Below are 21,920 nucleotides of genomic sequence, written 5' to 3'. Positions count from 1 at the left end.
TTCGACATGTCGGATACGCTCGACACCCTGCTGGTCGAAGGACGCAAGTACCCGCCGGATCCCGCGTTCGTGGCCCAGGCGAACGTGAACGACCCCGCCGTGTACGCCGATGCGCTCGCCGATCCGGTCGCGTTTTGGGAAGCATGGGCGAAGGAACTGGCCTGGTCCGAGCCTTGGTCGGTCCCGTTGGTCTGGGAGCGGCCGTACGCCCAATGGTTCGTCGGCGGAAAGCTGAACGCTTGCTTCAACTGCGTCGACCGGCACGTCGAGGCAGGGCGTGGCGACAAGACGGCCTTCATAGGGGAAGGCGAACCCGGTGACGTCCGGACGTTCACGTACTCCCAGGTCAAAGACGAGGTCTGCCGGATCGCGAACGCCTTGAAAGGTCTCGGGGTCAAGAAGGGCGACCGGGTGTGCGTCTACATGCCGATGGTGCCCGAGCTTCCGATGGTCATGCTGGCCTGCGCCCGGATCGGCGCGGCTCATTCCGTGGTCTTCGGCGGCTTCTCGGCCGAATCGCTCCACGAGCGGATCAACGACGCAGGGGCCAAGGTCGTCGTGACGGCGGACGGGGGCTGGCGCCGAGGGGGCGTGGTCCCGCTGAAACGGATCACGAACGACGCTCTGGACTTAGGGTGCCCGACCGTCGAGAGCGTCCTGGTCCTCGACCGGATCGAGTCTTCAGCGTCCCAACTCGACAAGTTCGACCTGGGCTCATGGGTGCCGGGCCGCGACGTCCATTGGCGTGACGCGGTCCTCGACCAGTGCACGGAGTGTCCGTGCGAACCGATGGACAGCGAGGACCTCCTGTACATCCTTTATACGAGCGGGTCGACCGGTAAGCCGAAAGGCATCATGCACACGACGGGCGGATACTTGGTCCAAACCTACGCGACCACGAAGTGGGTGTTCGACCTCAAGCCGGACGACGTTTACTGGTGTACGGCCGATTGCGGCTGGGTGACGGGTCACAGCTACATCGTGTACGGGCCGATGGCCAACGCGGCGACGATGGTCGTTTACGAGGGGACGCCGGACACGCCCGACAAAGACCGGTTCTGGCGGGTCGTGGAAAGGCACAAGGTGACGGTCCTGTATACGGCCCCCACCGCGATCCGGACTTTCATGAAGTGGGGCGACCACTTTCCGGAACGGTGCGACCTTTCGTCCCTTCGCTTGCTCGGTTCGGTCGGTGAGCCGATCAATCCGGAAGCCTGGATCTGGTACCGACGGACGATCGGGAAGGACGCCTGCCCCGTCGTCGACACGTGGTGGCAGACCGAGACCGGAGCGATCATGATCACGCCCCTTCCGGGTATCACGGCCACCAAGCCAGGATCGGCCACGCAGCCGTTTCCCGGCATCAAAGCGGCGGTTTACAGCGAGTCAGGCAGCGAGATCACGCCTGTGCAGGGCGCACTGGGTTACTACGCTCGTTCTCATGATGGCCAAGCCCCTTCGACCGGGTCCGAAGTCGGTGGCATTCTCACGATCGAGGGGCCCTGGCCTTCGATGCTCCGAGGCATTTGGGGCGACCCGGACCGGTTCCAACGGACGTATTGGAGCCGGTTCGAAGGCGCCTACTTCCCCGGCGACGGCACAAAGGTCGATGAAGACGGCTACTTCTGGCTGCTGGGCCGGATCGATGACGTCATGCTCGTCAGCGGTCACAACATCTCGACGATGGAGGTCGAGAGCGCGCTCGTCGACCACCCGGCGGTCGCCGAGGCGGCCGTGATCGGCAAAGCCCATGACATCAAGGGTCAGGGTATCGCGGCCTTCGTGATCCTGCGGCAGCACGTCGACCGTGTGCCCGGCGAAGACGTCCGTACGGAGTTCGAGCGCGGGGTCGGACACCTCGACCCGCACGACGACGACCCGCTGGCCCTCGCCCAGCAACTGAAGACCCATGTCGCCCACAAGATCGGTGCGATCGCGCGGCCCGACGACGTTTACTTTTGCGCCGAACTGCCGAAGACCCGTTCGGGCAAGATCATGCGCCGCCTCCTAAGGGACGTCGCCGAGGGCAGAGCTTTGGGCGATACGACCACGCTGGCCGACCCGGCCGTCGTCGCAGCCCTCAAGGACAAGTACGAAGGGACCGAAGGTTAGAGAGCTTTAACGTCCGACGGGGCCGACGTGATCCAGCGGAACGGCGAACCGGGCGATCACTTGCGTCGCGATGAGGCCGTAACCCGCATCGCGGGGATGGACGTCGTCCTCACCGATCCATGTGAGGGCCAGTTCCTGGCCCACGAACAGCGGATAGTCGGTCGCGAACCGGGCGTTCGCCCGCTTGGCGAGCGACTGGAGGATCACGTTGAGCTTTGGGATCGCGTAACGGCCGATCCGGTCTTCGGGAGATCCCGGGAACGCTCCATAGGGGTTGTAATAGCCGGGTACGACGATCTTGGCCGTCGGGCACTGCTGGCGGATCAGCGCGAACTGGGAACCGACGTTCGACCGGACCGTTGCAAGGGCTTGGTCCGCTAGGGCCTGTTGTTGCTCGAACGGCAGGGCCAAGAACTGTGAACTCAGAAGTTCGAGAAGGTCGTTCGCCCCCATGGCGTACGTCACGTGAGTGATCACGTGACCCTTGCCCAGTTCGCTGGCGACCTTCGACTTGAAGAGGTCGGCCTGGCTCTTCCGGAACAAGACCGGGTAGTTCGAGTTTAAAAGCGCGCCGATCTCGCTCGTGTCGAAGAAGCTGTCGGAGTCTTCGCCCGGGACGGAAAGGTTGATGACGACGGGCCTGACGCCGCCCTGCTGAGTACCGATCCAGTCTGCGACAGGGCGGACATAGCCTTTGTCTCCGGGGCCACGGCTCGTATCGTCCGGTTGATAGCCCCAACCCACCGAGTCGCCAAGCGCGATGTACGTCTTCGTCTGCGCGAAGGCCGGGACCGTACCGGCCAGGACCGCGAACAGCACGAACGACCGAAAGCGGAGCGTCATGCCCTTCATTATCGCCCGTAAGCGCGCTCGACGCGGCTAAGCGGTCGTCGAGGCCGGCACATCTGCCGGCTCCCCTTGCCTGGCGATGTGGAACGCAAGCACTATGAGCGTGCGTGGCGTCTTCGCGGCCTTTGCCGTCTTAGGGATCATCGAAGCCGGAGTGGTCTTGCCCCGGATTTCGCAGGCCGGACAATTGGCCGAATCCGCGACGGCGACGTCGATCAGTGGATCGATGCATTCGTTGAACAACACCAACATCCATGCTCCCGGAAAGGCGAGGGCGCTCGCGCGCCAGGCTTCAGAGGCCCGTGGCGGCTCCTATCAGCCAGAAGAGCCCGTCTCTTCGCCATCGAAGGGGCGCAGGGCGGCCCAAGGCCAGGCAGGTCCTGCCGAAGTCGCGTTGTTCGACGAGAAATCGGCCGTCAAAGGTCGGACGTACGCGACGGACGGCACGGTCGTGTTCGACGGCATCGTCGAGAAACACCGCGTCGTGGTGCTCGTCCGGATCGATGGCCCGAACAAGTTCCAGTTGCTCGGATTCCGTCCGCTCGACGCGCAACTTCCGGCGTTTCCCGAGAAGGCTCAGGTCCAGGTTTCGGGAACCTACGCGGGCAAGATCCGCGAGCCTCAGTCCGGAAGCATGATCCACGGTTTCGACAAAGCCGTCTTCTCGGCCGTTGGAGCCTCCCCTCAAAGTACGGCCGCGACGACTCAGCCGAAGCCCGAGGAGAAACCGACGTTTTCCTCGGCCCTCAAAGGCTGGACGTTCCGGGGGACGGCCCAGGTCGACGGACAGTCGACCGGAGTGTTCGTCAATGAGAACCGCGTCAAATATGCGCAAGCCGGCGACGAGCTCGCGGACGGCGTCAAGGTCAAAAAGGTCTTTAACGGAAGCGTCCGGATCGTCGCCGACCACAAAACGCTCGACTTGATGCCCTGGTAAGCCTAGAACTTGAACATGGCGTAGGCCGCGATCGCGAGCCCGATCCCGACGGCGAGGCACGCGATGGTGTAGCCGATCAAGACGTTGCCTTGCGGGTGTCCTTTGGACTTCGCTTGGGTCGCCATGTAGATCGCGACAGCGCCAAGTCCGACGGGGCAGACGCAGATCGAGACCGCGCCCAGGATCCAGGCTGCGATCGCCTGGCTCTTCCCCAAGTCGACAGGCTTCGACGGATGCGGGTAGGGCACGTACGACCAGTCCGCTTGTCCGTAGGATTGGCGCTGCTGTTCTTCCGGATAGAGTTCCGGCAACGACTTGGCCGGAAACGGGGCGCCCCCGACTTCAGGTTCGAGCAACGTGTCGGGCAGGAGCCGCCCTTCGGCCTTCCATTGTCGAAGGACGGCCAGGTCGGCGGGACCGTACTTCTCGCCGTCGGAGCCGTGCACGTAATGCTGCATCTGGTTCGTTCTTACCCAATAGGCGCAAAACAGGGCGCAACCTTGCGGTCGCGCCCTGTCCACTGTCGGTGGCGTCTTAGCGGCGCGGCCGGAACCGTGCGTTGACGTCTTCGTCCCGTTTCTTCGTCGGGAATTCTTCGGGAACTTCCGGAACGCTTTCGGACGGACCGCTTTCTTCGGACCGGCTGCGACGTCGCGGAGCCTCTTCTTCGACCGTCTCGACGGCGGCCCGGGTCTCGCCCCGGTCGCGGTCTCGGAAGCCGCCCCGGTCACGGCCGCCGCGGTCGCGTCCCCCGCGGTCGTCACGTCCGCCCCTTCCGCCCCGGTCGCGTCCTCCGCGGTCGCGGTCGCCGAAGGCCGGTCTCGGCGAGGCCGGCGGGTTCGGATCGTTGAGACGGGCGTTGTCCGGGTTCAAGTCGAGGGCGGTGAGGTTGACGCGGCCTTGGCCGTCCACCTCGAAGACCTTGACGTTGATCACGTCGCCCACGCTGACGACGTCGTCCGGTCGGCCGATCCTTGCCTTCGTGAGCTTGTCAAGCGGGACCATGCCGTCCTTGCCGCCGGGCATCTCGACCATGGCGCCGCGGCCCATGAGTCTCGTCACCTTGCCCGTGAACTCTGTGCCGACTTCGAGCGACATCGTGCTCGCCTTGACCATGGCGATGGCCTGCTCGGCCGCGTCGCCGCCCGTCGAGGCGATCAACACGCGACCGTCTTGCTGGACGTCGATCTCGACGCCGGTCGCTTCGGTGATCTTGCGGATGTTCGCGCCGCCCGGTCCGATGAGGGCGCCGATCTTCGACGGCTCGATCTGGATGGTCTCGACGCGAGGGGCGTTCGGGTTAAGGCCTTTCCTCGGTTCGGGGATCTCGGCGTCGATGACGTCGAGGATTTCGAGCCGGGCGTCGAGCGCCTGGTCGAGCGCTTCCGCCAAGACCTTGTCGGGGATGCCTTCCAGCTTCGTATCGAGCTGCAGCGCGGTGATGCCCTTGCGGGTCCCAGCGACCTTGAAGTCCATATCGCCGGAGAAGTCCTCGACGCCTTGGATGTCGGTCAGGACGACGAACTTCTTGCCGTCGCTCATGAGGCCCATCGCGATGCCGGCCACAGGAGCCTTGATCGGGACGCCGGCGTCCATGAGGGCGAGGGTCGAGCCGCAGACCGACGCCATCGACGTCGAGCCGTTCGATTCGAGGACCTCGCTGATGAGGTGCATCGTGTACGGGAAGTTCGGGTCGTCGAGCGGGATCACCGACCGGAGCGACCGTTCGGCAAGGGCACCGTGGCCGACTTCTCGGCGGCCCGCGCCCCGGAGCATCCGGACTTCGCCGACCGAATAGGGCGGGAAGTTGTAGAAGTGCATGTAGCGCTTGTCGCCCTCTTCCTCGTCGAGCGTGTCCATCATCTGGGCGTCTTTCGGCATGCCCAAGGTCAGGACTGTCATGACCTGCGTCTGACCGCGGGTGAAGAGGCCCGACCCGTGGACACGGGGCAGCAGGCCGGCCACCGCCTCGAGCGGGCGGATGTCGCGGACGCCGCGGCCGTCAGGCCGCTTCCCGTCGTCGATGATCGACTTGCGGAGGATTTCCTTGATCGCTTTGTCGACGGCGCCCGGTATCTGGGCGGCCTCGTCGGGGAACTTTTCCTTGTACTTGGCGATGAGTTCTTTGGCCAAGTCGTCCATCGCCGACTCGCGCTTGGCTTTGTCGGGGTCGAACATGTTGGCCGCGATGAACTTCGCTTCCTTTTTCTTGATCTCTTCGGAGAGCTTTTCGTCCGCCTTGACGACGATCGGGACGCGCTTGGCCTTGCCCGCCGTCTTGGCGAACTTCTCGAACTCCTCACAGATCTTCTGGATCGCCTTGTGGCCGACCTTCAAGGCTTCGGCCATGACCTTTTCGGAAACTTCGTCCGCGCCGGCTTCGACCATGCTGATCGCGCCCTTGTGTCCGGCGACGATGAGGTCCAGATCGGACTGTTTCAGTTCCTCGTTGCTGGGGAACAGCACGAACTTGCCGTCGATGCGTCCGACCCGGACGCAGGCGATGGGGCCGTTGAACGGGATGTCACTGACGGCGAGCGCGGCTCCGGCCGCATTGACGGCCATCACGTCCGGCGGGACGGTCTTGTCGACGCTGAAGGCCATCGTGATGACCTGGACGTCGTTGCGCATGCCCTTCGGGAAAAGGGGGCGGATGGGGCGGTCGATCAAGCGGCTGACAAGGACGGCCTTGTCGCTCGGCCTACCGCCGCGCTTGATGAACCCGCCAGGAATTTTGCCGATCGCATATTTGCGTTCTTCAAAGTCGCAGACGAGGGGGAGAAAGTCGATGCCTTCTCGAGCTTCCTTGCTCATCGTAGCCGTACCGAGGACGACGGTCTGGCCCATGCCGAGAAGGACCGCTCCGCCCGATTGTTTCGCCACGCGACCGGTCTCGACGCTGATGGTCTTGCCACCAACCTCGAAAGAGTGGGAATGGATCATAGTTTTCACTCGCTGGGAGTACGGAAGGCTGCTTCCGCCCGCGATGCCGTCACGCCGCGTCTTGGCAGACGGTCCGGCCCGCAGAGCTGCCGCGCCGATCGGCGCGGGATTGGCCTCGAAGCGGCAACATGCCACCGCACTCCGTGGCCAAGCGAGTCTGAATGCCGCTCATCGCAACGTCCCTTGGGGCGCTCCGAAGAACGGCACGCATCCAGGTCTTGGCTCTGGCCCGAAAGGATACCAGAGTCGGGGGGGGCCGAAAAGGGCACGGGCCCGGCCTTAACCGTTAAGCCTCTGTGATCCTTGTCTCACATCGTGCCGACGGTGAGCTTGGACAATCCTTCGGAACCCCGATAGATCCTCACGGTCGATTTGACGAAGGCTTCAGGGCCGCACGTGTAGATGTTACAGAACGTTTGTGGGTTCCTGTCGGCTAACGGGAACCATGAAGATTGCACTTGCACCATGATGCGGTGTCCCTTGAGGAACGTGTGATAGACGTCCGGTAAGGGGAACTTAACAGAGTCGGACTTATCCGGAACGAACGGAGACGGGTTCTGATAGCTATGGCGGTATTTGCCCCGCAAGATGTCGCCCCGGACGAGCTGTTGGAACCCCGACATGTCCTTGTCCCGGGCGCCTTTCGACCCGTCCGGCCAGACGTCGATCACTTTGACCACGAAATCGGCGTCGGTCGTGCTCACGGATGCCACGAGATCCGCTACGACCGGGCCTGCCCATGTGACGTCCTTGGCCAGCACTCTGGTCTGATACGTCAGGACGTCAGGTCTTTGAGAGGCGAACCTCTGGTCGGCGAGCATGTAGGTCCGCGAACGGCCCCGTAACGTCCCGCCTTCGTACGGGACCGGGTCCATCGGGTCGCTCACGTATTCGTCATAGGCCTCTGTGACCTGGAAACCGGGCTGCGCGGTCGTCGACAGGCTCTTGGCCGGTCCGAAGTAATAGGCGGTCGGTTTGACCGACTTAGGGGGCCAGGCCGGCAGTTTGTGCCATTCGTTCCGACCTGTTTCGAAGACCGTGGCTTCCGAGACGTTCGGCTTGCCGTCCTTCAGCAAGAACGCTTCGAAGAACGGGTATTCGACTTCGTCCATGAAGAACTTGGAGGTGTTCGATCCGAACGGGACGTCACCGAGCGACGCGAAGGAACCGCTCGCCCAGCCTCCGTGCGACCACGGTCCCATCACGAGCGCGTTCCACGTGCGGTTCTGGGCTTCCGTCGACCGATAGACGTGTAGGGCGCCGAAGAGGTCTTCGGCGTCGAACCAGCCACCGACGTTCAAGACGCCGCAGGTCACGTTCTTCATGTTGTGGCCGACGTTGCGCGCCTGCCAGAACTCGTCGTAATCCGGGTGCGAGGTCGCGTCGTTCCAGAACTTGCTTTTTCCTCCGAAATATTCGGGCCCGTTCGCGTTCTTGATCGGCCCGAGGTCCAGGAAGAACTTGTAGGCGTCGCCCTTGATGTCGAACCGGAAGACGGGGGGCCAACTCGCCGACGGGTTGTTCTTCGGCGCACCCATGCCGCTGAAGAAGCTGAAACAGTCCTGAAGGAAGAACGCGCCGTGATGGTGCATGTCGTCTCCGATGAACCACTCGCTCGTCGGTGCTTGGGGCGAGACGGCTTTCAGCGCGGGATGGTTCGAGATCGCACCGAGGGCGGTGTAGCCGCCGGGATAACTGATCCCCCACAGGCCGACGCGGCCGTTGTTCTCCGGAACGTTCTTGACGAGATAGTCGACCGTGTCGTACGTGTCGGTGCTCTCGTCGACGTCGTTTTTCCCGGTCGTGAACTGGAGTTGCGGTCGGACGTCTTCGAACACGCCTTCGGACATGTGGATGCCGCGCACGTCCTGGTACGCGAAAATGAATCCGGCTTCCTGAAACTTCTGGCTGCCCCTGTGCCCTCGATAGTTGTCCGGGCCGTAAGGGCCGGCTCCGTAGGGGGTCCTTTCCAGTAAGACCGGGTGCTTGCCCGGTTTTCCTTTGGGAACGTAGACGCTGGTGTAGAGCCGTGTCCCGTCCCTCATGGGAATGCGGTACTCGTACTTGGTGTACTTGTCCTTAAGGCCCTGTCCGGCCGCAGGCAGCACGAGAAACGCGATCAGGAGGAGCGGAGTGCGGCGCATGCTCCAGAGTACCGCCGTAGCCGCGCCGCGGTTGCGGTTTCCACTCTGTACGAAGCTTTTCGCGTGGTACAGTGAAGCGGTGAAGGCCCTCGCTTGGGAGGCCGTTTTTGGATCCGGATACTTTGGCACGATCGATCTCGAAGGGACCGCCGGAGCAGACGCCGACGGCTCTACGGGCGTTCCGCCGACAGACGCTTCAACGTCGGTCGAGCGAATACGTCCGATTGAGGACGACGTGACGAAAGAGCGTCCGGAGGCCAAGACGTCTTGACCCTACCGCCCCAGGTTTCCGAAGTCGTCGGCCCCTTGTTCAGCGCCATGGCGCTGGACAAAGCGATGGGCCAGGCCGTGGTGCGCCACAGGGCCGATCAGACCGTCCTGAAGCTTGCACGCGGCATCGTCGCTGACCCCGTTCTGGACAAGAGCCCGATGCTGGCTGCCGGAGTCTGGCTTTACGTCGACGAGCTCGAAGCGGCCCATGTCCTTTGCCAATCGTCGTCGTCCCTGACGGGCAGCTTTTGGCACGCGATCGTCCACCGCCGGGAGGGCGATTTTTCCAACGCGCTTTACTGGTACCGGCAAGCCCGCCACCACCCGGTCATGGACCGGATCCCCGGATACGATCCTGAAGAGATCGTGCGGTTGGCCCAGGAGAACGATCCTTCCGCCGTCGCGCTTCAGCGGAAGGAATGGGCGACGCTGTTCGAATGGTGCGCGTTCAACTGAGTGGGCACGCCCGATCACCTTCGCGGTCGTTCTGTTCCTGACTGGTTTGAAGAGCTAAGGGGATTTTCGCAGCCACGCGCATTTGAGATACAGAGACTCGGGGAAGCTCAAGGGAGCGGGGTGGTCGAGGTCTTGAACCGTCACGTCCTCAAGGGTCAACCGCGTGCCCGCGTCGCCGGCCGCTAGGCGGCACGTTTCGAGCAGTTCGTGCAGTCCGAGCTGGTACGAGCAGGAACACACGACCATCTTGCCTCCCGGTTTCAGCAGGGGCAAAGCGTTCTTGACCAGCTTCCAGACCGCCCACTTGAGCGAGTCGCGCTTTTCGGCCGTCTTCGCGATCGCGGGAGGATCGAGGACGATCCAATCGTAAGGTCCAAGAGAATCGGACTCAAGGTATTCGAATGCGTTCGCTTGGACGAACACGGCCTCCAGTCCGTTTCGGGCAGCGTTTTCGCGGGCCCGTTCGATGGCCGGTCCGTTGAGGTCGATCCCATAGGCCAGCGCGCCGTTTTGGGCGGCGGTCAGGGAAAACGCGCCCGTGTAACAAAAACAGTCCAGCACTTTCTGGCCTTTCTCCACCCTCTCGGAAAACCGCCGTTTGGTCTCTCGCTGGTCCAAGTAGTGGCCGGTCTTCAGTCCGCTGGACAACGGGACCGAGTAAGTCAGGCCACCTTCGACGATGTCGACGTCATCCGGTACGGCTCCATAGAGCAAGCCCGATTTCGGGGAAAGGCCCTCCTCCTCGCGCCCGGCCATTTCGCTCCGTTCCAGAACGCCTTCGGCTCCAGTGACCTGGGTCAAAGCGGGAAGCCAAGCTTCACGGAGCCGTTCCATTCCCAACGACCGGACCTGGACGATGACCGAAGAACCGTAACGGTCGGCGATCAGGCCTGGTAGGCCGTCAGCTTCGCTGTGCGAGAGCCGCCATGCCTCGAGCCCTGGGAAAAGCCGTTCGCGCAGGGCTTGGGCCGCCGACCACCGCTCGACGAAGAACGCCTCGTCCAGGGGCCGGTCTTCGAGCGAGAAGATCCTGAACTGGAACCGGCTTTTTGCGTTGTAGGTTCCTCTGGCGAGGAAGCGGCCTTCATGGTCGACCAGACGGGCGACGGAACCGTCTTCGACGCCGTCGGCGCGGCACTCCCCGCGCTGGATCCAAGGGTAGCCGTTCGTGACCTTCCGTTCTTTGCCCTTTTTCAAGTGGACGACGCCTTCGGGCATGGGGGTCCATCATACTTTCGGCCGGGTCCGGGAACCCGGACCCTACCCGCCGGATTAAAGTGGAGAGTCGGAGAAGCGAATGACACCAAACGTCGGAGTGACCGTCGCCCTAGGAGCAGCCGCTGCCCTTGCCCTGGCGTTTTCCGCCGCTCGACAGGAGAAACCGAAAGTGGACGCACCCGTCGTGAACCTGAACATGGAAAGCCCGAAACGTGCCGACAAAGTCGTCAAGACCGATGCGGAGTGGAAGGCACAGCTGACTGAAGAGCAGTACAAGATCTTGCGCCACGCGGGGACAGAACGTCCGTTCTGCGGCATCAACCTCGAGAACAAGGGGGCGGGCGTCTATGAGTGCGTCGGGTGCGGCCTACCGCTCTTCAAGTCCGACGGCAAGTTCAATTCCGGTACGGGATGGCCGTCGTTCTTTAATCCGATCGACAAGGCGAACGTCTGGTACAAGTCGGACCGCGAGTTCGGGATGGTCAGGACGGAAATCCTCTGCGCCCGTTGCGACGGTCATCTTGGGCACGTCTTTGACGACGGCCCCCCGCCTACGGGGCTTCGCTACTGCATCAACGGCACGGTTCTGAAGTTCGTCCCGGACAAGTAGCGTTCCCGTGCCCCCGGAAGCCTCCCGTCGACTCGATGACGCGTTGGAGGATTCCTGTGAGCGCACTGGCTTCTTCGTCCGTGATCTTCGAACCGAAGACCTCCTGGATCTTCTGGTTGTAGATCGGCCAAGCGTCTTCTCGCGCTTTTTGACCCGCCGGCGTCAGGACGGCGTGCTGACCGCGACGGTCTGACGGGCACTGTTTCCGTTCCACGTACCCCTGCTCGACCAGCCTGTCGACAAGACGGGTCAAGCCCGAACGGCTCAAGAGCACCCTTTCGGCCAGTTCGCTCATGCGAAGTGCGCCGTGCTCTTCGTATTCCAGGGTGACAAGGACATCGTACCAACTGAGGGGAAGGACGTTCGCAGCCGCAAAATCTCGGTCGAGCCGCTCGATCAAGCGAGCGTGTACCGTCAGAAGAGAGCGGAACGCCTCCTGTTTCACTTCGTTCAGACCGTCCATAAGAATAGAGACCCATTTAGTTGCACGCGCAACGATCGTAGGCGTTCATAATATTGTGTCAGCAATGATTGCATTCGCAAGCACCTCTGCGGCCCGGTCCGGCCGTTCGTCGGATCGGGGCCCGTCAGCAAACCTGCGTCGAAGTTCCATTATGGACCCTAAAGGGCAGAGAAACCTGTCACACACCCGGGGCCAAGCCCGCTTGACGAGGAGGCCGTCAGCGTGAAGGCATCTTGGCAAAGGGTGCTATCGACGTCGGACGACTTCGCTCTGACCGTCCTTCGGATCTCGGCGGCCGTGGTCGTCTGGCCCCACGGCGCCCAAAAGCTGTTGGGCTGGTTCGGGGGGCACGGCCCGGAAGGAACGGTCGGGTTCATGGGCCAGGCTCTGGGAGTTCCACCGGCGCTCGCGTGGCTCGTCATCATCGCCGAGTTCTTCGGGAGCATCGCCTTGGCCCTTGGCCTCCTGACGCGGGTCGCCGCTCTCGGGATCTTCTCGACGCTCGCCGTCGCGGTCGTGATGGTCCACCTTCCGAACGGGTTCTTCATGAATTGGACGGGCCAGCAAAAGGGCGAGGGGATCGAGTACTTCTTGTTCGCGCTGCCTGTGCTGGCGATCCTTCTCTGGCGCGGTGCGGGTGCGTGGTCGGTCGACAAGGCTTTGACGGGCCTTGGTCCACCCGCTGTCTCGTCGTCCGGACCCTACGAGAGGGGGCCGAAGCTTTCCTCGTGACGGTCCGGCGAACCTGCCGGGCCTCCGTCCCAGACCGGGACGTCTTGTGGCGAGCGTGGGGTCGGATCCGGCCCCTCCCGCCTTGGGCCGGAGTCGGTTTTCGCCCGGACAGGCGGCTTTTGCCTCACGAGCCGGGCCGGGGCCGTTTCCGGTTTCGGTACGGCCGGCTTCACGGAATACGCGTTCGTCGCAACGAAGACGGGCCGGGGGAGCCGGGCCAGCATCTGGCTCGCCGTGACGAAGCCGAACCCTTTGGCCCTGAGGTCGCGGATGATCAGGGGCAAAGCGGCGGCCGTGTCCGGCGAATCGTGGAGCAAGACGACGCTCCCGTCCTTGACCTGCCGCATCACGCGCGCCCGGATCGTGTCCGGTGCGACGGGGACATAGTCGGCGGCGACCACGTTCCAATGTACGGTCACGTAGCCGAGTTCGCGTGCGAGGTCCAGGACGCTTCGGTCGTAGGACATTCCGGGCGGACGCAGCAACGACATTTTCGCGCCGGTCGCCCGCTCGACCGAGGACGCGCACGCGCGGATCTCCTGCTTCGCGCTCTCCAGCGCCATCTGGGTCAGCCGCTTGTGGGAATACGTGTGGTTGCCGACTTCGTGTCCTTCTTGCATCATCCGCCGCACCAAGGCGGGTTCTTTTTCAACGACTTTGCCGACGACGAAGAACGTCGCACGGACGTTGGCGTCGCGAAGGGCGTCCAGGATCTTGGTCATCGACTCCCGGTGCGGCCCGTCGTCGAACGTGAGGCACACTTCGCGCAGGTGCGGGTTCCCGGACACGAGCAGGTCTCCGCGAAGGTCGAACGTCTCCCGGGTCATCGCCTTGGGACGGAGAACGGCGTAGGCACCGAAGGCGACGGCGACCAAGACGGCAGGCGTCCAGCGCGAACTCCAAATCCTTTTGAAACCGGTCATGACGTAGGTTCCGCCGTCAGAACGCCATCGTACCGCTCGAGACGTCCGTCCGCGACTCGATATCCTTCATTTGGACGGCAAAGTTCCGGAACAGTGTCCAGTAGCGGCTGTCTGGGTCCAAGCCTTCCCAAAAGTGGACGCTCCGGGCGCACAAGTCCACATAGTAGCCGAACATATAGCTCGCGACGGGTGGTTTGAGCAGTCCGCTGTTGACCATGAGCGCCACTTCCTCGAAGAACCCGAGGAAACTCCGCCTGTCTTGCACGGGCAGTCGGGCGAGAGCGGGATCGTCGCTTTGCAGCAACGGGAGGCACTCGTTGAAGATCGGCGACTCCAAGAAACGCCGCCTCATTTGGACGAACGTCTCGGCCCGCTCTTGTCGTCCACGTTGCGCGAATTCGAGCGTGCCTTTGACGAACGTGATCAAGGCGATCAGTCCGGCGAGAACGATCGAAACGTCCTTGACCTGCTCTAACACGGGCCGAGGTTACTGCTCCTTGCGCGGGCTCTTAGGCCTCCGGCTCCACCATCCGTAAACACCGGACCCCGCCCCGACCGCGCAGAAGACTAGGAGCCAGTCCCCTAGAGTCTTGTAGACGGTTCCATGGGTCATTCCGACCCGGGCAGCGACCGTTTCTTCCGTTCCTGATCCGGCCATCGCGAGGACGGCCCCGTTGGAATCCGTGACCATCGAGTATGCGTTGGCTTCGGCGCGGACGATGGCGACGCCCAGTTCGGCCGATCGGAACGGCGTGTAGGCGGCATGGATCGCTTGGGTGACTCCGTACGGAGATGCCGGATCGAGCGTCGGGAGCAGGATCACGTTGACGCCCCGGACGAGAGCGGTCTCCCGCATCACGGCAGGGAAGCAGGAATCGAAGCAGACGTTCAACCCGAACGGGCCCGCCGATGCGGCCTCTTCGCCAGGCGTGTGGGTGTTGCGCTCTCCGCCGAAGAGCTTTCGCTTCCGATACGAGCCGAGGATGCGGCCCTCCGAGAACACGGCCATCGTGTTGTGGGGCAGGGGCCGTTGCGCGTCGTCGTACGTGGTCGCGAAGTTCGGCGCGTCCGGGGTCGAAGCAAGGGAGCAAAGTCGGGAAACGTCTCCGCCGGACACGAACAGGATGCCCGAGGCCTCGGGCCAGACGACGATGGCGGGCACGACGCCGTCGCGAGGGCCGAGGGACCGGACCAGGACGTCTTCATCGTCGGCCGACGACTGGACGGCGACGGCCAAAGCTTTGCCGGGCGCAGGAGGAAACTTCAGGAAGCCGAGCGCCGCCGCCACGACCGCCACAGTAGCCCATATCGCGCTGTTCCGGCGCGTGGACGTCGCGATGCCGAAGTTGACCGCCCAACCGAGGAGCGAGACGCCCCAAATTCCGGTGACCGACGCGATCCGCAGCAACGGGTGGTGCGTCCCTTGCGTCAGCGCCCAGTGGACGGGCAGGTACACCAGCGTCGCGGCCTCGAACAGGACGGCCCACGCCGCCCAAAGGAGCGGAGTCCACCAAACGGTGGTATCTGGCCTGCTTTCGCCTACGATGCCGTGGACGGCGGCGTTCACGACGCCGAACACGGCAAACCCCGCGTAGATCCAACCCGGATCGGCATCGGTCAACGTTGGGGCGCACCAGAGGCCCCGGGCCGCCAAGGCTCCGGCGAGCATCATCGACCCAAGTCCCGAAACGAAGCCAAGGACGAACCCTCGACCCTTCGAAGCGTAGAGGGTCGGGACGAACGCGATCCACGCCAAAGGTGCGGCGCCGACGGGCGGGAGGGACGCCTGGAACAGGGCGCCCGAAAGGGCGATCGCGAGGAACGCCCATAGCCAGGGTCTCACCTTGTCCATGGTGGACAGGACGGTGGAAGCGAGGTGTCTGGTTCGAAGTCAGGCTCTGACCAGAAGCAGGTTGTAGTCTTCCCGGACGACATGGTGCAGCGCGACGCTCCCCAAGAACAGCCGTTCGATGAACCCGTGGCCTTTCGCTCCCATCACCATAAGGTCGGCCGCGTGCTCCTTCATCGCCCGGGACAGGACGGCGTTCGCGTCGCCCTCGACGACGTGGCTCTCGACCGGGCAGCCCAACGCTTGCAACCTGGTCTTTGCCGCTTCGGTCCGCTGGGCGAGGAAGTCCTTGACCGAGACGATCGCTTCACCCGGGATCTGGGGCATGTCCCTCTCGGTCAGGGCGACGATCGCGGAATCGGTCGTGTCGGCCGTCACCAAGACGACTTTGACGATCCCTGCGGGCCGCATCGCCACGAAACGGTCCAGGGCACGGTCGCAATAGTCAGAGTGGTCGTGGGCAAAGAGCACTGTGAGCCCATTGTCCGATGACGGGCTCTTTCTCCCGATCAAGACCGACTGTTCGGCCGAAACGGCCAGGTCCCGTGACACGCTTCCGGTCAAAAACTTCTCGAACAGCGAGCGGACGGGCCCGCCGATGACGACAAGGTCCGCACCCTTTTCCTTGGCGACGTCCGTGAGGCAACCTGCAGGCTGACCGGACAGGACGGTCGATTCGCACCGGATTCCGCGGCCGATCAATTCGTCAGAGGCCTCCTTGACGACCGCATGCCCCGCGTTTTGAAGGTCTTCGACGAGAAGCGACATGACCCCCATGGACGCGAACTCGCCTGAGCCAGCGGCCGTCACCACAGGTTCGACGACGTTGACGACGACGGCTTCGAGGTCGGGAAACTTGAGGGCGGTCAAGACTTCGACAGCCTGCTCGAAGTTGCGTGCCAAGTCCGTACCGATGACGACTTTCATAGTTGTGCCCTGATTCTGTCTACGCTGTCCGAGGGTGCCGCGTCGCTCAGTCCCCGGCCGCCCACACGCGCCATTCGTGAATACCGGCCGCCCATCCGTCCTTCATCTTCACCGACAGTCGAAGGGCTTGGGTCGTGACCGTCCGGAACGTCGCCTCGCACCACGAATCTTTCTTCACGTCGAACTTCGCTTCGATCGGTTTCCAGGTGCCGCCCGATTCGTATTCGACCTTCCAAGACTCCGGCAGTCGACATTCGCCGCGTCCCGTATCGTCGAACCAGTACACCTGCAACCGGCCCGTCGTCACGGGCTTCGTCCACGTGTACTGCACCCATTCCGTCCCGCCTTTGTGGGGCCACCAATGGGTGAGGGCGGCAGGTTGTTCGCCGCTCGACTTCGGTTCGGCACCGTCGTTGATCCCGGACGGCTGGGCGTTGCCGCTGACGAACGACAAGGACACTTTGGCGTCGTGTTCGAGGCCCGCGACCACGGGCGGGGGCGGGTTGACTGGGAACCAGACCTTCATCAGCCCGGCCTTCCGGTTGTCCCAGGCGTAATAGGGGACCATCGTCACTTCGGACTGTCCGACGCTTCCGGCGTCGCGGTAGAGGCCGCCTTCCCACTTTGCGCTCGGCGAGACCGTTCCATGGGCTTTGAGGACCACGGCCCCACCGAAGAGGTCGGGACGGCGCACGACATCGAGCGCGACCATCGCCGGGATCGCCGTCCGGTCGAGGGGGGCTTCATTGTCGGTCTGCTCGGCACAATAGACGAGCGGCCCTCGCATGTAAGCCAGCTTGCCTGCGTCGTCTTTGACCATAGGGTTGGCTTGAACGGCCCTCGCCGGCATGTCGAGGCGGACCGTCAGGCGGTCGCCCGGCTTCCACGACCTCTTGAACTCCGCATACCCGTCGGTCGTCGCGGGCAGGGACGTGGACCGGCCGTTGACCTGGACCTTGGCACTGCGGCACCAATCCGGGATCCGGACCCGAAGTCCGAACGGCCTTTGCGGGGACGACCGGACGGTGAACTCGACCGTGCCGTCCCAAGGGTAATCGGTCTTGACGTCGACCTTGACGTCTCCGCCTGCGACACGGGCCTTGACCGATCCTTGGACGAAGAGGTTCACCCAGAGGGCTTCGGACGACGTCGCGTAAGCGTATCCGCCGAGCTGGGCCAAGGTCCGAGCGACGTTGGGCGGACAACACGCACAGCCGAACCAGTCCTGTCGGTGGTGTCCTCCCCTCGATTCGAGCGGGTTGACGTAGAAGTAGCGCTTACCGTCCATCGAGTACCCCGCGAGCACCCCGTTGTAGAGCGAGCGCTCCATGACGTCCGCGTACCGGGCGTCGCCGTAAAGGACGGCCAAGCGGTGGTTCCACATCACCATCGCCACCGATGCGCACGTTTCTTGATAAGCCGTGGCGTTCGGAAGGTCATAGTCGACGGTAAAGCCCTCGTTACTTCCGCTCGGGCCGATACCGCCGGTCAGGTACATCTTCTTTAGGACGGTGTTCTTCCAAACCCGATCGACCATTTGGAGGAGTCCGTCGTCCCCGGTCTCCCGGGCGACGTCCACGACCCCCGACATGAGATAGCCGGCGCGGACGGCGTGCCCGACGATCGCATCGTGCTCCCGGATCGGGACGTTGTCCTGGTAGTACTCGCCGTCATATTTGTCGAGCGGGACGCCCTGCTCCTTGGCAAAAAACTTGGAGCCCCTCGCTTCGATGAAGTAATTGGCCAAGCGGAAGTACTCCCTGTTCCCCGTCTCTTTCCAGAGTTTGACAAGGGCCAGTTCGATTTCCGGATGGCCGCAATAGCCTTCGCGCTGTCCAGGCCCGTCGCCGAACGTCCGGCACAACAGGTCGGCGAACTTCGTCGCGACGGACAGGAGGTTCGAGCGGCCCGTGGCGGCGTGGTGCGCGACGGCGGCTTCGAACAAGTGGCCGGCACAATAGAGCTCGTGGTTCCAAGCGAGGTTCGTGAACCGCTTGTCCGGCGCGTTGATCTGATAATACGTGTTGAGGTAGCCGTCAGGCATCTGGGCGGCGGCGATCTTCTCGATGACGCCGTCGAGCCGTTTGGAGAGCGCTGGGTCAGGGTCCGTGGCCAGGCTGTAGGAACACGCTTCGATGGTCTTGTAAAGGTCGGAATCCATGAAGACCAGTCCCTTGAACCCCGTGCGCTTTCCAGCAGCGGCGAGTTCGAGGTCTTCGATGTTCCCCGCCTTCTCGAGCTGGTCGAGGCTGTGGGCCAGGCTCACCTTCCGGTTGGTCTCGCGCCGGGGCGACCAGAAGCGGTCTTGGACCGTGACCTGGGTGAAGGGGACCGGTTCCAGCTTGACCAGAGGCCGGGCGTGGCTCCTTGGCAGGATCGCGGTCATCAGCGCAGCGACGAGCATGCCGTCATTCTAACCGAGACGGGCAGGGCCGTCCGTGTCGCCTGGAACTGGCGCCGCACCTGAATGTCCTCAGAATCGGCGACTTTCAACCGGTAACGGTGAGGGGCGGGCCGACTCCCGCACCCGGAACAACCTCACGGGAAGGCGGGATCTGGCGAGGGTCGCTCCAGCCCGTCCTATGGGACGAGGCGCCAGGGCCGTCTCGGGCAAAGGAGACGAATGAGGTTAAGGCAGCGGACGCTCGTCATTCTCCTCGTAACGGCCGCAAGCCTCGTTGCGGCGACGAGCGGGCTGTCGCAGTTCGTCCTGGGACGCAGCTTCACCGAACTCGAACGACAGCACGTCGAGCAGGACGTCTCCCGCACCCTGGACGCGATCAAGGAAGCGTCCGACGACGTCCACGGCAAGAGCATCGACTGGTCGGAGTGGGACGACACCTACAAGTTCATGGCCGACAAGAACCCGGCCTACATCGAATCCAACCTCTCGACCGTCAGCCTCGAAATTGACGCCATCCTCTACGTCGGCGCAGACGGGAAGCTGTTCTACTCCCGCTCGCTCGACCGGATACCGGGCACGAAGAGCCCGGACGCGGCCGCCGTCTACCGGCAACTGCGGTTCGACCGTCCGCTCGCCGAAAGGCCGGGCAAGGGTCGGGCGGCCTGCGGGATCATCGAACATCAAGGCGCCCTGACCGCGTTCTCGGTCCGACCGATCATGACGACGGCGGGAACGGGTCCGGCGAGGGGTTGGATCGTCTTCGTCCGGTACTTCGACGGGGCGTTCCTCGGAGCCGTGTCCCGCCAGGTGCACCTGCCGCTCCGGCTCTTGCCGGGCGACCGGGCCCGCCTTTCGGAGTCGGACACGAAGGCTCTGGACGGTCTCGAAGGTCATGCCGGGCGTTTCGTCGCTCCGATCGACGAGTTCAACATCGCGGGCTACACCTTGGTGAAGGACGTCTTCGGCAAGAACGTCCGGATCCTCAAGATCATCGAACCGCGCTCGATCTATCTCCAGGGACAACGAAGTACGAGCTTCCTCACCGAGCAGTTGGCGGTCGTCGCCTTCGCCTTTACCCTCGTCACGTTGTTCGCGTTGGAGGCGTCGGTCTTGCGCCGGCTCACGAAGCTGACCCAAGAAGTCGACGAGATCACGGACGAGACCGACGTCAGGATCCGCGTGGGGGTCACGGGCCAAGACGAGATCACGAGCCTATCGTCCAAGATCAACAGCCTTCTCGAGAGTCTGGGAAGGACTCATGAGAGCCTCAAGGACAGCGAGGACAAACTCAGGCAGAGCCACGACGGTCTCGAGCGGAAGATCCTGGAACGCACGGAAGACCTGCGCCGCCTCAACGAGTCGCTCCAGTTCGCGGTCGAGGGGATCGCGATCTTCGACAGCGAGGGTAAGTGCGTCAAGGTCAACTCGGCTTTCGAAAGGATCCTCGGGTTCGAGTCCGGAGAGATGACGTCGGACCAATGGAACATCGCCTTCGACCCGAGCCAGCAGGCCAAAGTCCGGGTCGGGTTCCTCGAAGCCTGCAGCCACGGGAAGGCGGAGTTCGAAGCTGAAGCACGGACGAAGTCCGGCGACCGGATCTTCGTCGAGATCGTCCTCGTCGCCTCGGGGCACGGGAACGGGCAACAAGGTTTCACCCACGTGTTCATGAAGGACATCACGGACCGTAAGGTCTTGGAGTTGGAACTCGAGCGCCAGGCCTTTCAGGACAACGTGACGAGACTGCCGAACCGACTGTTGTTCCTCGACCGGCTCAATCACGGGATCCAGATGCTCCGGCGGAAGACCTCCGGGCTTTGCGTCATGTTCCTTGACCTCGACAACTTCAAAGTCGTCAACGACAGCTTGGGACACGACGCGGGCGACACGATCCTCGTCGAAGTCGCGGCCCGGCTGCAAGACTGCGTCCGGCCAGGCGACACGGTCGCCCGTTGGGGAGGCGACGAGTTCGTCCTCCTCCTCGAAGATCTCCCCGACGCCGATTCCGCGCTGCACGTCGTCCATCGGATCGCCGAACGCCTCAGGGCCCCGATCCGGTTCGAAGAGTCCGAAATCTACGTCTCGGCCAGCATCGGGATCCGGCACACGGACAGCGGCGACACGACGACCCCGGCCCTGCTGCGGGACGCGGACACCGCCATGTACCACGCGAAAGGGAGCGGCAAGTCGACGTTCGCCATGTTCGAACCTTCGATGAACATGCGGGCGGTCGAACGGCTCGAGATCGAGACCGGACTGCGGCAGGCCTTGGTCAACGACGAGTTCGAGATCGTCTACCAGCCCCTGATCGGCCTGGCCAAGGGCGAGATCCAAGGCGTCGAGGCCTTGCTCCGTTGGCGTCATCCGTCGAAGGGACTGATCCCGCCCGGGCTTTTCATCCCGATCGCCGAGGAAACGGGGTCGATCATTTCGATCGGCGCTTGGGTCTTGGAACAGGCGTGCCGTCAGGTCAAAACGTGGCAGAGCGTCTTGGGCCTTCCCGACTTGGGCGTCAGTGTCAACCTCTCAGGGAAGCAACTGCAGCGCCCGGACATCGTCGAGACGGTTTCGGACGTGCTCCATAAGACGGGCCTGGAACCGAGGCACCTCAAGCTCGAGATCACGGAGTCCGTGCTGATCGAGAACGTGGAGGAGGCCAACGTCAAGCTCGTCGCCCTTCGCGACCTTGGCGTCCTGCTCGCGATCGACGACTTCGGCACGGGCTATTCGTCGATGGCGAGCCTGGGGAACTTCCCCCTGGACACGGTCAAGATCGACCGTTCGTTCGTCAGCCAACTGGACTCCGAGACGAAGGCCGTTCCGATCATCAGCGCGATCCTGATGTTGTCCGAGGCCATGAACCTGGACGTGACGGCCGAGGGCCTGGAGTCCCTGGGGCAGGTCGAACAGCTCCGCGACATGGGCTGTACGACCGGACAAGGCTATCACCTGGCCAAACCGATGAGCGCCGAGGACTTCGCCCGGTACGTCCAAGACCAGGGTTCGGCCGCCGCTTAGAGACCCGCTCGGGGCGCGGACGCCGGCGGTCTGCGGTGGGCCGGCTCCCGGAACCCTCCTTCATAAGA

General features: G+C 63.5%; 18 protein-coding genes. 7 read left to right on the top strand and 11 right to left on the bottom strand.

Going from position 1 to position 21,920, the window contains the following annotated elements; translation table 11 throughout:
• Positions 1 to 6: 6 nt before the first annotated feature.
• Positions 7 to 2,112, top strand: coding sequence for an acetate--CoA ligase (acs, locus tag JST30_14850; protein ID MBS1715605.1), 2,106 nt, complete (start codon positions 7 to 9; stop codon positions 2,110 to 2,112).
• A gap of 6 nt (positions 2,113 to 2,118) precedes the next feature.
• On the opposite strand, the gene JST30_14845 is transcribed toward acs, so the two are convergent.
• Entirely contained in the window at positions 2,119 to 2,955 is an 837-nt protein-coding gene (locus JST30_14845) for a hypothetical protein (GenBank protein MBS1715604.1), read from the bottom strand.
• A 103-nt stretch (positions 2,956 to 3,058) separates the two neighbouring features.
• Between JST30_14845 and JST30_14840 the strand changes: the two genes are divergently transcribed.
• Entirely contained in the window at positions 3,059 to 3,898 is an 840-nt protein-coding gene (locus JST30_14840; protein ID MBS1715603.1) for a hypothetical protein, read from the top strand.
• A gap of 2 nt (positions 3,899 to 3,900) precedes the next feature.
• Here the strand turns inward: JST30_14840 and JST30_14835 are convergent, their stop codons facing one another.
• From JST30_14835 to JST30_14825, 3 genes are all read right to left on the bottom strand, one after another.
• Positions 3,901 to 4,356, bottom strand: a complete 456-nt coding sequence (locus JST30_14835) for a hypothetical protein (GenBank protein MBS1715602.1) — start codon at positions 4,354 to 4,356, stop codon at positions 3,901 to 3,903.
• A gap of 76 nt (positions 4,357 to 4,432) precedes the next feature.
• Positions 4,433 to 6,841 carry a polyribonucleotide nucleotidyltransferase gene (locus tag JST30_14830; protein MBS1715601.1) on the bottom strand — a complete coding sequence of 803 codons (2,409 nt, stop codon included), beginning with the start codon at positions 6,839 to 6,841 and terminating at the stop codon, positions 4,433 to 4,435.
• 308 nt (positions 6,842 to 7,149) lie between these two features.
• The gene (locus tag JST30_14825; protein ID MBS1715600.1) at positions 7,150 to 8,985 is read right to left on the bottom strand and encodes a CocE/NonD family hydrolase; all 1,836 of its coding nucleotides are present in this window, start codon (positions 8,983 to 8,985) and stop codon (positions 7,150 to 7,152) included.
• On the opposite strand from JST30_14825, the gene JST30_14820 reads away from it, so the two are divergent.
• Both JST30_14820 and JST30_14815 read left to right on the top strand, forming a co-directional pair.
• The gene (locus JST30_14820; GenBank protein ID MBS1715599.1) at positions 8,984 to 9,256 is read left to right on the top strand and encodes a hypothetical protein; all 273 of its coding nucleotides are present in this window, start codon (positions 8,984 to 8,986) and stop codon (positions 9,254 to 9,256) included. The two genes, JST30_14825 and JST30_14820, sit on opposite strands and share 2 nt — an antisense overlap.
• Positions 9,253 to 9,711, top strand: coding sequence for a hypothetical protein (locus JST30_14815; protein MBS1715598.1), 459 nt, complete (start codon positions 9,253 to 9,255; stop codon positions 9,709 to 9,711). Before JST30_14820 ends, JST30_14815 begins: the two co-directional genes overlap by 4 nt.
• 54 nt (positions 9,712 to 9,765) lie before the next feature.
• Here the strand turns inward: JST30_14815 and JST30_14810 are convergent, their stop codons facing one another.
• Complete coding sequence (locus tag JST30_14810; GenBank protein MBS1715597.1) at positions 9,766 to 10,929, bottom strand: class I SAM-dependent rRNA methyltransferase; 1,164 nt, start codon at positions 10,927 to 10,929, stop codon at positions 9,766 to 9,768.
• Positions 10,930 to 11,008: 79 nt separating this feature from the next.
• On the opposite strand from JST30_14810, the gene msrB reads away from it, so the two are divergent.
• Positions 11,009 to 11,539: a peptide-methionine (R)-S-oxide reductase MsrB gene (gene msrB / locus JST30_14805; GenBank protein ID MBS1715596.1), complete on the top strand. Its 531-nt coding sequence runs from the start codon at positions 11,009 to 11,011 to the stop codon at positions 11,537 to 11,539.
• Here msrB and JST30_14800 read toward each other — a convergent pair.
• Complete coding sequence (locus JST30_14800; protein ID MBS1715595.1) at positions 11,502 to 12,002, bottom strand: MarR family transcriptional regulator; 501 nt, start codon at positions 12,000 to 12,002, stop codon at positions 11,502 to 11,504. The genes msrB and JST30_14800 overlap by 38 nt on opposite strands.
• A gap of 222 nt (positions 12,003 to 12,224) precedes the next feature.
• Here JST30_14800 and JST30_14795 point away from each other — a divergent pair, with 222 nt between their 5' ends.
• Complete coding sequence (locus JST30_14795) at positions 12,225 to 12,734, top strand: DoxX family protein (GenBank protein ID MBS1715594.1); 510 nt, start codon at positions 12,225 to 12,227, stop codon at positions 12,732 to 12,734.
• On the opposite strand, the gene JST30_14790 is transcribed toward JST30_14795, so the two are convergent.
• From JST30_14790 to JST30_14770, 5 genes are read right to left on the bottom strand one after another with little or no spacing between them, the layout of a single operon-like run.
• Positions 12,704 to 13,657 (bottom strand): polysaccharide deacetylase family protein, encoded by a 954-nt coding sequence (locus JST30_14790; GenBank protein MBS1715593.1) that lies wholly within the window; start codon positions 13,655 to 13,657, stop codon positions 12,704 to 12,706. The two genes, JST30_14795 and JST30_14790, sit on opposite strands and share 31 nt — an antisense overlap.
• A 16-nt stretch (positions 13,658 to 13,673) precedes the next feature.
• Positions 13,674 to 14,135, bottom strand: a complete 462-nt coding sequence (locus tag JST30_14785; protein MBS1715592.1) for a hypothetical protein — start codon at positions 14,133 to 14,135, stop codon at positions 13,674 to 13,676.
• Positions 14,136 to 14,144: 9 nt separating this feature from the next.
• Positions 14,145 to 15,500, bottom strand: coding sequence for a hypothetical protein (locus JST30_14780; protein ID MBS1715591.1), 1,356 nt, complete (start codon positions 15,498 to 15,500; stop codon positions 14,145 to 14,147).
• A 48-nt stretch (positions 15,501 to 15,548) separates the two neighbouring features.
• Positions 15,549 to 16,433 carry a universal stress protein gene (locus tag JST30_14775; GenBank protein MBS1715590.1) on the bottom strand — a complete coding sequence of 295 codons (885 nt, stop codon included), beginning with the start codon at positions 16,431 to 16,433 and terminating at the stop codon, positions 15,549 to 15,551.
• Positions 16,434 to 16,479: 46 nt separating this feature from the next.
• Positions 16,480 to 18,837, bottom strand: coding sequence for a glycoside hydrolase family 127 protein (locus JST30_14770; GenBank protein ID MBS1715589.1), 2,358 nt, complete (start codon positions 18,835 to 18,837; stop codon positions 16,480 to 16,482).
• A 219-nt stretch (positions 18,838 to 19,056) separates the two neighbouring features.
• Between JST30_14770 and JST30_14765 the strand changes: the two genes are divergently transcribed.
• Positions 19,057 to 21,852: an EAL domain-containing protein gene (locus JST30_14765; protein ID MBS1715588.1), complete on the top strand. Its 2,796-nt coding sequence runs from the start codon at positions 19,057 to 19,059 to the stop codon at positions 21,850 to 21,852.
• Positions 21,853 to 21,920 lie beyond the last annotated feature (68 nt).

This window comes from Armatimonadota bacterium (assembly GCA_018268395.1).
In the GTDB taxonomy this organism is placed as follows: Bacteria; Armatimonadota; Fimbriimonadia; order Fimbriimonadales; family Fimbriimonadaceae; genus JAEURO01.
This window is presented reverse-complemented; position numbering and strand designations above follow the sequence as displayed.

Bases quoted from the DNA above. Each gene is read 5' to 3' on its own strand.
- acs (MBS1715605.1), top strand. From the start codon at position 7: ATGTCGGATACGCTCGACACCCTGCTGGTCGAAGGACGCAAGTACCCG.
- JST30_14845 (MBS1715604.1), bottom strand. From the start codon at position 2,955: ATGACGCTCCGCTTTCGGTCGTTCGTGCTGTTCGCGGTCCTGGCCGGT.
- JST30_14840 (MBS1715603.1), top strand. From the start codon at position 3,059: ATGAGCGTGCGTGGCGTCTTCGCGGCCTTTGCCGTCTTAGGGATCATC.
- JST30_14835 (MBS1715602.1), bottom strand. From the start codon at position 4,356: ATGCAGCATTACGTGCACGGCTCCGACGGCGAGAAGTACGGTCCCGCC.
- JST30_14830 (MBS1715601.1), bottom strand. From the start codon at position 6,841: ATGATCCATTCCCACTCTTTCGAGGTTGGTGGCAAGACCATCAGCGTC.
- JST30_14820 (MBS1715599.1), top strand. From the start codon at position 8,984: ATGCTCCAGAGTACCGCCGTAGCCGCGCCGCGGTTGCGGTTTCCACTC.
- JST30_14825 (MBS1715600.1), bottom strand. From the start codon at position 8,985: ATGCGCCGCACTCCGCTCCTCCTGATCGCGTTTCTCGTGCTGCCTGCG.
- JST30_14810 (MBS1715597.1), bottom strand. From the start codon at position 10,929: ATGCCCGAAGGCGTCGTCCACTTGAAAAAGGGCAAAGAACGGAAGGTC.
- msrB (MBS1715596.1), top strand. From the start codon at position 11,009: ATGACACCAAACGTCGGAGTGACCGTCGCCCTAGGAGCAGCCGCTGCC.
- JST30_14800 (MBS1715595.1), bottom strand. From the start codon at position 12,002: ATGGACGGTCTGAACGAAGTGAAACAGGAGGCGTTCCGCTCTCTTCTG.
- JST30_14790 (MBS1715593.1), bottom strand. From the start codon at position 13,657: ATGACCGGTTTCAAAAGGATTTGGAGTTCGCGCTGGACGCCTGCCGTC.
- JST30_14775 (MBS1715590.1), bottom strand. From the start codon at position 16,433: ATGAAAGTCGTCATCGGTACGGACTTGGCACGCAACTTCGAGCAGGCT.
- JST30_14770 (MBS1715589.1), bottom strand. From the start codon at position 18,837: ATGCTCGTCGCTGCGCTGATGACCGCGATCCTGCCAAGGAGCCACGCC.
- JST30_14765 (MBS1715588.1), top strand. From the start codon at position 19,057: ATGAGGTTAAGGCAGCGGACGCTCGTCATTCTCCTCGTAACGGCCGCA.